Origin of the sequence: Flavobacterium fluviale (genome assembly GCF_003312915.1) — a bacterium.
Classification (GTDB): Bacteria; Bacteroidota; Bacteroidia; order Flavobacteriales; family Flavobacteriaceae; genus Flavobacterium; species Flavobacterium fluviale.
The window spans coordinates 4,252,130-4,269,015 of sequence record NZ_CP030261.1; the positions used below are offsets into that span (position 1 = coordinate 4,252,130).

10 protein-coding genes are annotated in these 16,886 nt (G+C 33.8%); 3 read left to right on the forward strand and 7 right to left on the reverse strand.

Annotated elements, in window-relative coordinates; all coding sequences use genetic code 11:
- Nucleotides 1-13: 13 nt before the first annotated feature.
- From HYN86_RS18350 to HYN86_RS21090, 3 genes are all read left to right on the forward strand, one after another.
- Nucleotides 14-331 (forward strand): hypothetical protein, encoded by a 318-nt coding sequence (locus HYN86_RS18350; RefSeq protein WP_113679361.1) that lies wholly within the window; start codon nt 14-16, stop codon nt 329-331.
- Entirely contained in the window at nt 328-1,026 is a 699-nt protein-coding gene (locus HYN86_RS18355; protein ID WP_113679362.1) for a hypothetical protein, read from the forward strand. Before HYN86_RS18350 ends, HYN86_RS18355 begins: the two co-directional genes overlap by 4 nt.
- Nucleotides 1,027-1,544: 518 nt before the next feature.
- Nucleotides 1,545-1,718 (forward strand): hypothetical protein, encoded by a 174-nt coding sequence (locus tag HYN86_RS21090; protein WP_166669280.1) that lies wholly within the window; start codon nt 1,545-1,547, stop codon nt 1,716-1,718.
- A gap of 225 nt (nt 1,719-1,943) precedes the next feature.
- Here the strand turns inward: HYN86_RS21090 and HYN86_RS18360 are convergent, their stop codons facing one another.
- The 7 genes from HYN86_RS18360 to HYN86_RS18390 form a co-directional block, all read right to left on the reverse strand.
- Nucleotides 1,944-3,563 carry an ABC-F family ATP-binding cassette domain-containing protein gene (locus HYN86_RS18360; protein WP_113679363.1) on the reverse strand — a complete coding sequence of 540 codons (1,620 nt, stop codon included), beginning with the start codon at nt 3,561-3,563 and terminating at the stop codon, nt 1,944-1,946.
- A 323-nt stretch (nt 3,564-3,886) separates the two neighbouring features.
- Complete coding sequence (locus HYN86_RS18365) at nt 3,887-4,660, reverse strand: TlpA family protein disulfide reductase (protein ID WP_113679364.1); 774 nt, start codon at nt 4,658-4,660, stop codon at nt 3,887-3,889.
- A 218-nt stretch (nt 4,661-4,878) separates the two neighbouring features.
- Complete coding sequence (locus HYN86_RS18370; RefSeq protein ID WP_162789402.1) at nt 4,879-5,550, reverse strand: DUF3592 domain-containing protein; 672 nt, start codon at nt 5,548-5,550, stop codon at nt 4,879-4,881.
- A 287-nt stretch (nt 5,551-5,837) separates the two neighbouring features.
- The gene (chiA, locus tag HYN86_RS18375) at nt 5,838-10,580 is read right to left on the reverse strand and encodes a T9SS-translocated chitinase ChiA (RefSeq protein ID WP_113679366.1); all 4,743 of its coding nucleotides are present in this window, start codon (nt 10,578-10,580) and stop codon (nt 5,838-5,840) included.
- Nucleotides 10,581-11,054: 474 nt separating this feature from the next.
- Complete coding sequence (locus tag HYN86_RS18380; RefSeq protein ID WP_113679367.1) at nt 11,055-13,121, reverse strand: beta-N-acetylhexosaminidase; 2,067 nt, start codon at nt 13,119-13,121, stop codon at nt 11,055-11,057.
- A gap of 152 nt (nt 13,122-13,273) precedes the next feature.
- Entirely contained in the window at nt 13,274-15,211 is a 1,938-nt protein-coding gene (nagB, locus tag HYN86_RS18385; RefSeq protein ID WP_113679368.1) for a glucosamine-6-phosphate deaminase, read from the reverse strand.
- A 100-nt stretch (nt 15,212-15,311) separates the two neighbouring features.
- On the reverse strand, nt 15,312-16,880 hold the full coding sequence (locus tag HYN86_RS18390) for a RagB/SusD family nutrient uptake outer membrane protein (RefSeq protein WP_113679369.1): 1,569 nt from the start codon (nt 16,878-16,880) through the stop codon (nt 15,312-15,314).
- Nucleotides 16,881-16,886: the final 6 nt, after the last annotated feature.

The window sequence follows — 16,886 nt, forward strand, 5'->3', positions numbered from 1 at the left end:
AATATTAAGCCATATGGCAAGAAGTAGAAGAGGAAATTTTAATTTTCAAGAAATATTTGAAGAACATCCAATTAAGGCATGTTTAGGATGTTTCATTACTGGAGTTGGCATCACTTATACAATACTTGTATTTTTTTACGATAATAAAATTCAAAATATTAAAGATAGATATGATGATAAAATTGAGTTTTTAGAAAAAACTCATGCGCAAGATTTAGAAATTAAAGAAATCAAGTTAACAAAAGAGGAAGGAACAAAGTATTATCTAAATATTGAACCTAACAGTAAACTTGCGAGAGATGTAGAAAATTTAATTGAGAATAAAAAATGAAAAATACAGCTAAAAATTTTCTCATATTAATTCTCCTCCTTGTACTTGGAATTGCTTGTACCATAATTTTTGTAGAATTTAATGAGAATAAAGATTTATCAAAAGAAATAAATATCAACAAAAGGGAAAACGATAGTATTCAGAAAAAATTACTATCAAAAAATGAAGAATTAATTTATCTCTTAAAAATCAATCAAAAAGAGATATACTCACTTAAAGGCATGTCTACAGACAGAAATATTGATGGTATATTATTAGGTAACAAATCAATATCTCTAGAAGAATTAATTGATATTGCAAACAAATATCAAAATGAAAAAAACAAGCTTCAAGTTAGAGTAAAAAATGATAGTTCAACAATTCAATATTATATAAAACTATTGAATCAACTGGAAAAAGATAAAGTTTTAAAAAGTGATAAAAAAGGCACAATTACATATACCAACAATATTGACAGCTTATATAAGATGAAGACACTTGAACTTAGCAAAGTAAAAGTTGAACTTCAAGCAAAAAATACACTCTTAAACTTAATTAAGAAAAAATATGAAATAGATACTGAGATTGAATATGGAGAAGGAATTTACACTGCAAAATTGTTAAACACAAAAAAGCTTGATTCGGCACTTTGGATATTTCCATATTACAAACATAAAATAAAGACTAATAAGAAAGGAGAGACCGTTATTAGATAAATAATGGCGATAGAACATATATGTATGTATATATAACTTAAATATTTACAAAAAACTTGAAAAAATGTTTAAGATAAAAAACATATTCTTACTAGACAGCTTTGGAGCATTTCTTTCAACTCTTCTACTTTATTTTATCCTTCGAAATTTCAACGAATTTTTCGGTTTGTCTAAAGATGTTTTCGAATGCCTTTCTTTAATTGCCTTGATTTTTTTTTATTTATTCAATCAGTTGCTATTTTTTTGTCAAGCGAAATTGGAAATCGCTTTTAAAAATAATCTGTACAGCCAATATTCTTTATTGTCTTTTGACATTAAGCATAGTCTTATATAATTATGAAACAATTTCAATATATGGCATTGCTTACTTTCTAGCAGAAATAGCTGTAATTATTGGTCTTGTCTATTTTGAAATGAAATTTATAAAATCAAAATCCTAAAACATTTCCGAAAAATTCTATAACACATTTCCACGATTGTTGAAGTAATTTTATTATTGAACTTAAAAACTCAACATCATGCAAAATAAAATACTAAGATTGTTAATGGTATTCGTTATACTATTTTCATTTACAAGCTGCGAACTAGTAGGAGACATTTTTAAAGCCGGAATGGGATTCGGGATATTTATCGTAATTTTCATTGTTGCGATTATTATTTGGATTTTCGCTAAAATGTTCGGCCGTAAATAGTCTTAAATAAAAAATTAAAAAATCCCAAATTCCAAATTAAACTTGGAGTTTGGGATTTTTTTATAAGTGTAGAACAAAGCCAATCTTTGTTGAGCTTCTCGCGAAGATTTCTCCCTTCGATCGAAATGACAAAAATGAGTAAATCAATTTTATACTTTATCTTTTATCAAAGTTCCCAAAGTCAAAAATTGGAATTTGGGATTTTCATGATTGGAATTTAAAAAATTAAAGATTGTACATCTTTTTTCTTTGTTCCTGAATTTTTTCATCATCAAGATATTCATCAAATGTCATGTAACGATCGATAACTCCGTTTGGTGTCAACTCTACGATTCTGTTACCAACAGTCTGCGCAAACTCGTGGTCATGAGTTGTAAAAATTACAGAACCTTTAAAATTTTTCAATGAGTTGTTGAAAGCTGTAATAGATTCTAGATCTAAGTGGTTTGTTGGTTCGTCCAGCATTAAAACGTTTGCACGTTCCATCATCATTCTTGACAACATACAGCGTACTTTTTCTCCTCCAGATAAAACTCTAGACGTTTTTAAAGCTTCTTCTCCAGAGAAAATCATTTTTCCTAAGAAACCACGAATGAAAACCTCATCACGCTCTTCCTCTGTTTTCGCATATTGGCGTAACCAATCTACTAAAGTCAAATCGTTTTCGAAAAACTTATGGTTTTCAGCTGGCAGATAAGCTTGGTTTGTTGTAATTCCCCAATCGAAAGTTCCAGAATCTGCTTTTTGTTCGTTGTTTAAGATTTCGTAGAAAGCTGTTGTTGCACGTGAATCTTTAGAGAAAAGAACGATTTTATCGCCTTTCGCCATATTCAGGTTAATATCTTTAAATAAAACTTCTCCATCTACCGAAGCAGACAAGTTTTCTACATTTAAGATTTGATCTCCAGCTTCACGATCCTGATCAAAAATAATCGCTGGATAACGACGGCTTGATGGTTTAATTTCTGAAATATTCAATTTAGAAATCATTTTTTTACGAGAAGTTGCTTGTTTCGATTTCGCAACGTTTGCACTAAAACGACGAATAAATTCTTCCAACTCTTGTTTCTTCTCTTCTGCTTTTTTGTTTTGCTGTGCACGTTGTTTTGCCGCTAATTGGCTAGACTCGTACCAGAAGGTATAGTTTCCTGAGTAGTGATTAATTTTTCCGAAATCAATATCAGAAATATGTGTACAAACCGCATCTAAAAAGTGACGGTCGTGAGATACAACGATTACAGTGTTTTCGTAGTTTGCCAAGAAGTTTTCTAACCAAGCGATTGTCTCGAAATCCAAATCGTTGGTAGGCTCATCCATAATCAGTAAGTCAGGATTTCCGAAAAGTGCCTGCGCCAAAAGCACACGAACTTTCATTTTTCCTTCCATATCGCCCATTAAAGTATAATGATCTGCTTCTGTGATACCTAAGTTAGATAACATCGCTGCTGCATCAGAATCGGCGTTCCATCCGTTCATTTCTTCAAATTGAACTTGAAGCTCCCCTATTCTGTCTGCATTTTTATCGTTGTAGTCTAAATAAAGTTCATCCATTTCTTTTTTAACAGCGTACAGCACTTTATTTCCCATTAAAACGGTTTCCAAAACAGTATGTTCGTCGAACATGTTGTGGTTCTGGTTTAAAACCGACATACGTTTTCCTGGCTCTAAATGAATGTGGCCAGAAGTTGGGTCCATATCCCCTGAAATAATTTTAAGAAATGTAGATTTTCCAGCACCATTGGCTCCAATAACGCCGTAAATATTTCCGTGAGTGAAAGTGGTATTTACTTCGTCAAACAAAATTCGTTTGCCAAATTGAACTGATAAATTATTGACTGTTAACATGAATGTCTTTTTAATTAATTTGGTGCAAAAGTACGGAAAAAGGTTCAGAGTTGCAAAGATGCAAAGGTTCAAAGTTTTTTATGCTGATGATGGGTTCTCGCAGAGGCGCAGAGTTTTGTTTTACCAATCTGATTACTACATAATCTTGTCATTTCGAGGAACGAGAAATCTCCACAAGAAACTCCGTCCCTATAATTTCTAATCTTTGTCGAGCTACTTGTGGAGATTTCTCGTTCCTCGAAATGACAAAAATGAGGTTACTTTGCCATAAAACTTTGCGACTTCGCTCCCGATAGCTATCGGGATTGCGAGATTAATTTAACTTACAGCTTGCTTTCTTTCGCCAAAGCAACTTCTAAACTTTCAAAATTCGGAAGTACTTTAGAAATTAAACCTTCTTTATTGAGAATAAAATGTGTTGGGAATGAATTTAGCTGTAAAGCTTCATTCATATACACTTTCATATCTGGAATTACTGAATAAGACAATGGTTTTCTAGCCAAAAATATTTTTAATTGCTCTGCTGAATCTTCGGCTAAACTCATAAAAATAATATCTTTTCGATCTTTGTATTCTTCTACCAATTTATTGACTTGCGGAAATTCTTTTATACAAGGTGTACAATGAATGTACCAGCATTTTATCACGATAATTTTTCCTTTCATGGATTCATTGGAAACCAAATTTCCTTCTAAATCTTTAAATGAAAATTTTGGAAAAGCTGTTCCTTCCATCTTGTAGTTTTTGTAAGCATCAAAACCAATTTGATTGATGGTTGCTTTTATACTCGTATCTGTCTTTGGCAGAATTTTGAACAACTTATAATAATAAACCGCATCTTCTGATTTTAATCGAATTGGAATAAAATTTCCATTTGCTAATTGATTTAAAAAAGCTTCTTTAGAAATTTCTTTAGAAGAAGAATCAAGAGCTGTAAAATCTCTTGAAAGCATTATATTTTTATTTTGATAAACTGACCATTCCGTATAACTTTTCTGAATTTGAATGGGATCAACTTCGGGATTTCCTAATTTGGTTTGACTGAAGGAGGAAGTAAAAATTAAAAATGCTATGATAATGGTAATGGATTTCTTCATGAAGTTTTTATGCGATAATTCTAAAGTCAAAAGTACTGATTTTTTTTCATGCAGTCATTTGTCCTTGCGAAGAACGAAGCAATCTCATTTGGTAAATTAATTGTTAGTGCGATTGGTTCATTCCTTGCAAAGACTTACTTTAAGATTACCTTAAACCATAAAAAAACCTGGCAGCAAAATTGCCAGGTTTAATAAAAAAGTTTTAATTATAAGCAAAACTATGAGTTCAAAAATGAAATATCCATTAAATATTTTTTTTGATTTTGCGGATGTAGTATAACTATTATGTTTTTACTTTTAATAAAACCTGTAGGGTCTATTAAAATTTTAGTACTTTTAAAAACTCTGACCTTATTTGTATTAGGATCTTGATAAGTAGTACAAATTTGATAGAGTAGCTTTCCAGTTATTATGTGAGTACGTGTTCGTTTAACAGAATCAAATTGTGTTATAATACGAGTTCCGTTTTCAAAAATATATTTTGCTTTCTTTTGGCCGAGATGAAAAACTAAAAGCATTATAAAAAAAAGAAAACCAAAAGAACTCATAAATATTGGCAGACCAAATGCTGAAGTGTATTTTTTAATATTTGCTTCTTGTGGATTGGCCGGATCATAAATAATCTCGAAACTTTTTTCATTAATTGGATTTCCACTATTATATGAAGGCACAAATTTAATTTTTTCCCCTTTTTTTGTTTTGAAAGAAATTATTGGATGATAATATATGTTTAGGTTGTTCGTTGATTTAAAGGATCCAACAACTGTACCTTCAGTTGTGACTGCTCTTTCTAAAAAGGTCTTTTTATCTAAATAAATATAAAAGGCGCCTATTAACAAGGCTAAACCTATTGTAAATAAAATGTATTTGAAAATAGCTGCAGATTTCACTTCCTTAAATTTCTGCAAAAATAGTGGGCATAAATAATACGTTAACCACCTAAAAGTCTTTTTAGTATTAAAATAAGACATGTTTTAATTCAGACATTTATTTTAATTCAAAAAAAACCTGGCAACAAAAATTGCCAGGTTCATAATGCGCTACTTGAGGCAAAAACCAAATAACAAATTACCTCAATTCACAGCATTTAAGAAATAAAAATTAGGTTAAAAAATAAATAACCAAACTCAATTTTAACCGTCCCAATTTTCTATTTCTAAATTTTCAATCATTTTTATTAGTTTAAAAAGTTCATCACTTTTAAAGACTTTTTGTGACCCGATTTATCTGTTACTATCACAACAAAAATTTGTTTACTAGCAAAACTTGGACTACTAAGTAGCACTTCTTTGTTGTTTTGAATGTTTCTATGACTTGTAACAGTCTGTCCTATTGTATTAAATACATCAACTTGAGTAATATCTCCTGTTTCGTTTGCTACTGATAAGGTATTGTTTTTAAAATAAGCTACTGTCGCATTACTTTCAGCCGAAATATCTTCCACCGCTAATGTTTTTGCTGCCTGCGATGCGAAATAAGCCGCGTAAGCATTTGAGAATTGATATCCTGTACCGCAAGCTGCATCCCAGTTAATAGACCATGTCATTACTCCTCTCATATCTGGATATGGACCACCTTTTAAAGTGTATGTTCTTCCTGAGAAAGTTGTTCCGAATCTTAAATAATTAAAGGCTTGAATTCCTTTTTCTGGTGTTAAATATCCTCCTGCGGGAGCTGCAGGAGCACATGCTGGAATTGCAATTACAACTTTCGACGCTGGTAACGGCGGGAAATAAAACCCTGTAGAAGCTACATTAAATCCTTTCATTAGCATATCTGACATTGAAACTAAGAAATCTGGAGTTGCCTGAGAATAGGCTGCATTGTCTAAGGCAAGAACAGATCCTGTATTATACAATTGAACCATTAATAAATCTAGTTCGTTTCGTAAGTTGTGAATTACCGGAAGGAATGAACCCGCTCCATCTGAATAAACTGAGTATCCTACTTGTACATAGAAAGTTTCTGGCGCAGATGTTAATATAAATCCGCTTCCGTAACTTGATTTTAATTCTTTGAAAGCGTCTACAATATTTTTCAATTTTGGATAAGCTGAAATTGCCGAGTAAGAGAAATCTTTTAAAGCCCCTGCTCCAAAATTCATTGATCCACCTTCGAAATCAATATCAACTCCGTCAAAATTATATTGATCTACAATTGCTTTTAATCCGTTTACGAAAATATTTTTCTGAGCTACGGTCTGCAATTCTACGTGACCATTTTGTCCTCCGATAGAAACAATTACCGGAATTCCTTTGTCTCTCAAAAACTTAATATCATTTTTTAATAACTGCGGATTGAAAACTCCGTTTGTCATATATCTTGGCTCATTTACGACCAAGATTGGTGTGTAACCATCTCTGTTTTGAGTTTCGATAAACGAATAAACCACAACATTAAATTTTTTATCTCCTAATTGATTGAAGTATAAAAATGGAGCACTTGTATTATCCCATCCGTGAGCATAACCTACAATTACTTTTGCTGGTAATGGATTAAATGATGATGTTGAATTTGTAATAGTAAGTGCTTGACTAAACGTTTTTATACCTCCAGCATTATCTGCAGCTGTCACTACGATTGAATATGCTTTATAGGTATTTGGAGTAAAAGTGTAATTGTATGCACTTCCTGTTCCTTTTGTCATAGCATACGAAGTTCCATCAATACTGATCGAAACTGTTGAAATTGTTCCGTCTGCATCAGTAGCATTTAAACTTATTGGAATAGCTTGAAATCCAGAAGGCTGATTTATTGATGTCGATGCAGGTGTTACCCAAGTAATTACAGGAGCTGCATTTGGACAGTTTGCACCTGAACAAGTTAATGTAAAACTGTATGTTTTTGAATCTGTTGTTCCGTTTGCAGCCGTAGCTGTAACAGTTAGTGTATGACTTTGCGAAAACTGATTTGATGCCGGTGCCCAAATAGATGTATAAGTCCCTGAAGAATTAGTCGTACTCAAGGTTTGTCCATCTAAACTAAATACAACAGATGAGATTGTAGTGGCATCTGCAGCACTTAACCCAACACTTGCAACAAAATTAATCGATGATCCTAAATTTATAGCAATCGTCGAAGCTGTTGGCGCTGTAATAGCAACCACAGGCTTAGTCGCAACCACCGCTTGTGTATTGAAATTATAAACTGTCGGAGTAGTCGGAACAGCAAAGCTGGCTAAGTTATTTGGAAAATAAGCTACTTCTCCATTTTGCCATGAATTTAATTTCAAACTTAAAACCTGTGTATAACCCGCTACAACTGAATTATCAAATGTATAATTTCCTGATGCATCTGTTGTTGCTAGAACACTTTTCCAGTTATGAGTATTGTCTGTCCATGGTAAAACCAATTCAACTTTAGCATTTGCTACTGGAGTTGAACCATTTTTTACGTTCCCACTAATTAAGTTTACAGCCGCAGCTAATGCTGATTTAGCCGTTGAATTTGTATTGAAATTGTAAACCGTTGGATTGGCAGGAACAGGGAAGTTTGCAAGATTATTTGGAAAATAATTTACTTCACCATTTTCCCACGTATTTAATTTTAAGCTTGTAATAGTGTTATATCCTGCTACAACCGAATTATCAAAACTATATTTTCCTTGTGCATCTGTTGTTGCAATGACACTTTTCCAGTTGTGTGTATTGTCTGTCCAAGGTAAAACTAATTCTACTTTGGCACCAGCAACCGGAGTTGTTCCATTTTTAACTGTTCCGCTAATTTTATTTGTTCCAACTACCACTGCATCTTGAGAGAAGTTTAATGTTTTATTGGCGTTCAAATTAGAATAAACTGTAGAAGCCGGCGTATATGTTTGACCTGTTAAAGCTGCGGTTACAGTATAATTTCCGCCTGACGGTAAACTGAGTGAATAAACTCCGCTTGCATTTGTAATCGCTGCATAACTTCCTCCTGTAAAAGAAGCAGTAACAGTTACGCCAGAAACTGGAGTTGTATTATTTAAAACAGTTCCGCTTACGGTATAATTAACAACTGCTGCCCCTTGCGTGAAATTCAACGTTTTGTTTGCGTCGATCGCATTATAAACTGTTGAAGCCGGAGCATAAGAGAATCCAGTTTTTGCAGCTGTAACGGTGAAGTTAAGACCTGCTGTTAAACCTGCGATGCTGTAAACGCCGCTTGCATTTGAAACTGCTGTTAGTGTTGTACTTCCTGAAACTGCAGAAACTGTTACGCCAGAAACTGGAGTTGTTCCATTGAGAACTGTTCCGCTAACTGTATATATTGGCTGCGTTCCGTTAATAACTACTGCAGTTTGATTAACTGTAACGTTTGTTAAACTTACTGGAGTAAAAGTATAAGTAGCTTTTAAAGCTGTTACTGTATAGTTTTGTCCAGAAGTTAGGTTGTTGAATGTAAAATTTCCTCCTGTAGAAACCACAGTTTGAATAACGGTATTACTTGCATTACGCAATTCAACCGTAACATCTGGAATTAAAGCTGATCCGTTTTTTACAGAACCAGAGATACTTACTGTTCCAGTAACAATGCTTCCGAAAGAGGTATCAACCTGTGTTAATAAGGAATTTGGAACTGAACCTCTCGTATCTTGAGATAATTCCCAAACCATACCTCCAGCTAAATTTTTGGATTTAATATACTGTACTTTTAAATCCATTGACTGCTTATCTTCGTAAGAGATAAACTGTTTTAAAGTCGAATTGTACAAATAAGGAACTTTGGTTGTATTATCAAAATAACGTACCCATCCTGCTGAAGCCGCAACCGGAGTAACTAACATAGTATTTGGATCTAAATAAGGATGTGAATTCGTAACCGGATTTCCGACTAAATCACAGATTTCTATACTTCCTGATTTTTCGCACGCTGCAGGACCATCCCAAGTACCTGTTGGATTTTGCGGATTTGTACATCCTGAAACTATATATCTAGGCGCAGAAACAAACAATCCTGGTAAATTAGGGTTAGTGCCATTATTGGCCACATTATCAAATTTTTTCCCGTAGAAAGGAAGTCCCATAATTAATTTATTCGCAGGAAAACCAACTACATTTAAATATTGGTTTGTTAATTCATCTAATGATTCTGACTGCGTTGCGCCATAAAGCGGATCGTTTGTGTTTCCGCTTGAATAAAGAGGTGCATTATAGCATGTTTTATCAAACCAGTTGCCGCCAAAATCATATCCGAAATACGTAATATAATCGCAGTACGTAGAAATATCTTCTGTCATTCCGTATTGAGATCTGTTTGCTGGACCTAAATATTGCTGCGCTACTTTTCTAACATTGTTTCCAGCAGCAATTGTAACTAGTTTGTTAGGCATTGCCTGACGCATCGCTTTTAATAAGTATACCAAATTTTTGTTGTCATCAGGACTGTATTTTTGCGGAGGAATTGGAGCTCCGTTAATTACTTCAGTACCATCTGTTCCTCCAGATAGAGGATATTCCCAATCGATGTCAAAACCATCAATAAAAGGATAGGTAACAATAAAGTTTGCCATATCTGCAGCCAGAGCTGCTCTTGCTACGGGACTTGCAGCAATTGGAGAAAGATCCTGGCCTTTTGTCCAACCTCCAACAGAAATTAAAATTTTTAAATGAGGATACTTTTGCTTCAGCTTCATAAGGTCATAAAAATTACCTTTAACAGGAGCGTCCCACGGAATTCCACCTTCCATATGCTCAAAATCGGCATAGGTATCCAAGCATTGTAATTTTGTATTCTCAGGATGGGCAGGATCATAACTTGTGCCATAAAAAGAATAATTCAAATGCGTCAATTTACTTCCATCAATTTTCGGAATATTAAAATCCCTAGCATAGATAGACCATTGTGCATAATATCCCACTACTTTTTTTCCGTGAGCTGGTTGTGCCAACGCAAGCATGGGAAACAGTAACAAAAAGAGCAATCTGTAATAATGTTTCATAGTTAATAAATATTTGATTAATAGAAAATAAATAATTGGGCCGCAGACTTTAAAAAATCTGGGTTTCGCTCAACTGCAGGTTGGAAGGCTGCTGTCGACTGGAAATAAACTCAAATTACATTCTATAGATAAATATTACTATTACCGATTTTTTCATAATCAATAGCAAATAGTAGTGATTGATATTTATTTATAATTTTTAAAAAATTAATATTAAATACAAATGATAAATTTGGGACGACTCATCAATCTATACTCTTCTTTTTGTCATGTTTTTTATTCTTTTTATTTGGTTTTTTTAAAGGTTAATACTCTATTATCGGTTATTTTTTTATACTTAGTTAAGATTTAATATAGATTTGAAAATTCTAATTTGTAATTACCTCTGCCAATAATTATGACAGAGATAATCACCACTCTTAAAAAAACATTAGCAGCTTTAAAAACGTACTAAATACTAATTCAAATCCAACTTTAAATTAATTTCTTCAAACTCTCATAAACAGACAGTTCAACATCTGCATGATCTTTTGTGTTGCATTGTTCTATTAAACCTTTTAAATCTGATGCCTTTAATGTCGATTTATTATCTAAAACCAATAACAATTCTTGTGACGCATCATTTAACTTTTTTGACAAAGGCAGTAATGGCTGTACTAATGGAGCATTTGCACTTAGTTTTGTCAGCTCTTGATGTACTGCAATCCATTTTGTGAAATAGGCTGCTACTTTGGCTTTATTATCTGCCGATTTATTTGCTAAATATTGATTTACTACAGCATTGAACGCTAATGCATCTTTCGCATCTGGCCCGCATGCATCTGCAAATAATGTAAATGGAGAATACATTTGATATTCTGTTCCGCCTTTGTTACGAGTATACCCTTTTAACGGTTCACTCACATTTGAAAATTCTTCAAGCGCTTTAATATCTTGATTATTGGCAATATTTCTTAAAATCACATCCTTATTTCTAATATGTGTAAGTCCTAGTTCTTCTAATCTGAAAGAAACCGATTCTAAACGTTTACGCATATTTTCTACATCTACAACATCTTCTGCCGACCAAAGTCTTTCTGCAATTGCAGCTGTTCTTGGCCAAAGTCTAGAGTCTATTGTTGTAGAGGTTACCAATTCTGTCCACATTGTAGCTTCTCCGCCAAGGATTCGTGCTTTTTCTTCGGCAGTTAAATTTGCTCCTTTTGGCATCGGATCATTTAAATAATGACTTGCAATTGGATACATCAAATCGATATAATACCCATTTGATAAAACAGTTTTATATCCTTTTTTTACAGCGTCTACCAACGATTGTCCGGCTGCCATTCCTTCGTTTGGACCTCTCCAAGAATGTACAATAGCTTCTTTAGACAAATCTTTGGTTAAAATTTCTTCCCAGCCCATTAACTGTTTTCCGTGTTTCTTCAACATTGGAGCCAGCTGCATTGTAAAATAAGTCTGTAATTCGTGATTGGTTTTTAAGTTGTGCTTCTTTTTAAATTCTTGGATTTTAGGATTTGCATCCCAATCTTTTCCTTCGTTTTCATCTCCGCCAATATGGAAATAAGCACCAGGAAATAAGGGACAAACCTCATCAAAAACGCCGCTTAAAATTTGATATGTTTTAGGATTTGAAGGATCTAATGTCGGTGAAAAAATACCCGCATTTCTTTCAATTCCATAGGTAGCGATTGCTGTACCTTGAATATTTTTTTCGGATGTTCCTCCTGTTAAAGTAATTACTTTACTTCCTATTTCTGGATAAGCTGTTAAAATAGCCGATCCGTGACCAGGAACATCTATTTCTGGAACTATTAAAATACCACGCTCATCTGCGTATTTTACGATATTTTTAATTTCCTCTTGTGTGTAATAAAGTCCATCCGACGCTAATTCGATAAACTTTGTATACTTTTTCATTTCGATTCGCCAGCCTTGATCATCAACCAAATGCCAGTGAAAAACATTCATTTTCATAGCCGCCAAAGCATCAATATTTCTTTTGATAACATCAACTGGCTGAAAATGTCTTGAAGCATCTATCATTAAACCTCTCCAAGTAAATCTTGGAAAATCTGAAATTTTTGAAGCTGGAAAGTAAAATGAAGTTGAACTGTTTTGGAGCATCTGCAATAATGTTTCAAGACCGTGCAAAGCTCCCAAATCGCTTGAAGCATTTAGGGTAATTTTATTTGACGTAATATCTAAGTGATAACTTTCGTCTTCATACAAACCAATTTTACCGCTTTTTGTACAATTGATCTGCAATTCGGCATTCGGAACTTCATTTAATTTGGCAATAAAACCTTGTTCAAAAAATATACCTGTTCTACCATCTAAACGGCGCAAAAAACGAGTTACTCCACCAAAAATTCTTGGATTTGGATTTCCTGTAATGTTAACTTTAAAATTTTTAGTTAAAGTAAAATTACCTTCATTAATAACAACATTCTGAGGCCAAGGCATAAGATTGAGCTGCTCTTTCTGAATTTGAGCTCCTACTGATATACCTGCAAATAATAGTACAAATAGATATTTCATTTTTCTTTTTTTTTGGTTGGATAGTTTTTAAAGTATCCTAAATTTATTAAAAAAAACAAAACTCAGACAGATTTCTGCATTACCTCACTTTTGCGATGAGACCAATCTGAATTTTGTCATTTGATTCATTTTTAAATGAATCGGAAAAAATTTTAGTAATCAAAACGTTTAAAAGCTTCTATTGCTTCATATTCAGCCAAACCTAATTCATCGTATAATATGGCTGTATTTTTGTTTCGATCTTCTGCTCTAACCCAGAATTCCCTAGAATCATTTCCTTGAAACATAACCCTGTCTTTTTGAGACTGATGATATAAAATCGCATGACGTTTTAATAAAACTTCTGAAGGGCTTAATGGAACAGCCATGTCAATTTCATGAATATCCCATTCGTGCCAAGCTCCTCTGTAAAGCCATAACCAGCAATCGTCCATGTAAGGCTCAGGTTTAAGTTCTTTTAATGCAGCGAATATCGCATTTAAACACACCTCATGTGTTCCGTGCGGATCTGCAAGATCTCCGGCAGCAAACACTTGATGCGGTTTTATTGTAGCAATAATATCTTTTACAATGGCAATATCTTCTGGACCTAAGGGATTCTTCTTAACTTGTCCAGTTTCATAAAAAGGAAGATCTAAAAAGTGCGTATTCTCATCCTTCAATCCAATATATCTTGTTGCAGCATAAGATTCTCTTCTTCGAATAAGTCCTTTTAATTTTCTAACTTCAAGAGAATCAATTTGATTTTCTGATTTGTTGTTTAAAAATTTAATTACTTCTTTAAAATTGATATCAGAATCACCTTTACCAATAAAATCACTGGCAACTTCTGCGAATTTTAATGCTTCGTCATCTGTAACAGCAATATTTCCAGAAGTTTGATACACAACATGAACATCGTGTCCCTGCTTGATTAATTTTGAGAATGTTCCTCCCATAGAAATTACATCATCATCTGGATGCGGGCTGAAAAGAATTATTCTCTTTTTTGCCGGATTTGCTCTTTCGGGACGATGCGAGTCATCTGTGTTTGGTTTTCCCCCAGGCCATCCAGTAATAGTGTGCTGCAAAATATTAAACATATTAATGTTCATATCATAAGCAGAACCTTCCTGCGCCAAAAGATCAGACATTCCGTTATTATTGTAATCACGGTCTGTCAATTTTAAAATAGATTGTTTTGTTTTTTGACACAACCAAACAATCGCTTTACTTTTTAATTCAGGTGTCCAAAGGCATTCTCCAACTAACCAAGGCGTCTTGAAACGGGTTAATTCTGAAGCTGCAGACTGATCTAAAACGAAAGTTGCGTTTGGATGATTTTGTAAAAATGTTGCTGGAACTTCTGAACTGATATCTCCTTGAATAGTTCTCTTAATGATATCGGCTTTGTTTTGTCCCCATGCCATCAAAACAATACGTTTTGATCTCATAATGGTTGAAACTCCCATTGTAATGGCACGTTTCGGTACATTGTCAATACCGTTAAAAGCTGATGAAGCATCTACTCTCGTGATATGATCGAGTGTAATAATTCGGGTTCCAGAATTGATATGCGAACCAGGCTCATTAAAGCCAACATGCCCTGTACGTCCAATTCCTAAAAGTTGAAAATCAAGACCGCCGGCATTTTTAATATTCATTTCATAATCGATACAATATTGATTGATTTCATCAATAGAAACTGTACCGTCTGGAATATTAATATTTTCAGGTTTGATATCAATATGATTAAAAAGATGCTGATGCATGAAATAATGATAGCTCTGATTGTTCTCTTTAGTCATTGGATAATATTCATCCAGATTAAAAGTGATTACATTGCTAAAACTTAGGCCTTCTTCTCTATGCATTCTCACTAGTTCCTCATAAACTTTAATAGGCGAAGAACCTGTAGCAAGACCTAAAACGCAAGCTTTATTTTTTTCCTGCTTAGATCTGATTAACTGCGCAATTTCCTGTGCCACAATTGTAGAAGCTTCTATAGAACTTTTGAATATTTCGTTATGAATTTTCTCAAAACGAGTTTCTTCAAACTTTCCAGCGCTTTTGTAACTGATATCAGGTTTTATTTCTAAAGCACCTTTCATTTCTTTTCTTTTTTTGTAGTAATTACCATTTTGGTTTAAGAATGGTATAGACAGCTTTCGCCACCTATACCATACTACTAACCAAACTCAATATTTTTTTTTAGAAGTTTGCTTTATCAACATCCCACCAAAGTCTTGTAGCTCCGTTATCTGGACCGCCAAGTACAGCTACACCAGATTCCACTCCTTTAGGGTTGTTTGTAGCTTCAGACTGTGCAAACGGTAATCTTCTAACACCTAACTCAGTACTGATAATTCCGCCGCTTTTGTTATTGGTAATTCTAAATAATTTTGGATAACCTGTTCTTCTATATTCTGACCAAGCTTCTTGACCATCAGGATATGTAGCAATCCATTTTTGTGTGATAATTTTTTCTAAATTGATTTCATTTGTTGCTCCCCAAGCCACAGTTACTTTAGAAACTGCTGGTGCATTATTTGCAGCATTTACTGGATCAACATAATCTTTTGCAACTTTTACATTATCTGCAATATAAGCCGCTGCTCCTTCTACTCCATTTTGATCAAAAGATGCTTTGATACCAGCTTCATACAAATCTTTAGCTGCACCATCCATATTCCATCCTCTTAGAGCACCTTCTGCTCTTAAGAAATAAACCTCCGCTGTAGACATCCAAGTAACTTCTCCAGTTTTTGTTCTAGCTCCAGTTCTCGAAAAATTCGCATAAGTCGACGGTGTCGGATACACAATTCCTGTTCTAACCCCTCTGTATTCTCCTGGAACTTGAGTTGAAGGTTCCCAATATTTGGCTAAACGAGGATCATCATACCCTACTAAAATAGACTCCATATCGGCTCCCATTGATAAACCTACCCAAACGTGGCTCATTACATCAATAACATTTAGATCTAATGGAGATTTAATTTTGATTAAATCGTTATTAATTTTGAATACTCCTATAGAGTGGCTTACTGCTTTTTCTGCTTCTGTTTTAGCTAAAGCTGGGTCAACTTTAGAAATTCGCATTGCTAATCTCAAACGTAATGAATTTGCATATTTAACCCACTGTTCGTAGCTTCCTCCATAATTAGACTGATCTGTTTCCGTAAATTTAGAAACTTCTCCACTAGCTACTCTTGTAGTTAAGTCTGCAACAGCAAAATCTAAATCTTTAAACATCTGTGTGTAAATTTGCTGCTGAGAATCGTAAGTAGCTAAACCTTCTCCTCCAAATTTAGAATATACTGCAGGTCCATACATATCCGTAATACGCTGCATAGTTGCAACTTTGATAATTAGCGACCACGCATAAAACTGATCGTACTTTCCTTTTGCTCTTTGTTCTACTTTAAATAAATTAGCAATAATATTTACGTAGGCATCATCCCATGCATAAGTATTCCAGCCTGGATTCAAGTTGTAACTATGATTATTTATACCCCCAAATTCATTTGGAGAAGTCATGTACCCAGACCATCCATCAGCCTGTAAACTTTGCTGCAATTGGTACTGCCAAGTAACATCTGATATGTAAAGTCTTGTAAATGCTGGTTTAATTAAACCTTTAATGTTATTAAAATTTTGCTCTAAATCTGGTGTCGTTGCTCCCACGGGATTTTGATTCATCTCGTCAAAATTATCTGTACAACTAATAGCTGTCAGAAGCGAGAAGCATATCGCTGTTCTTTTTATTATATTTAATGTCATGATAGT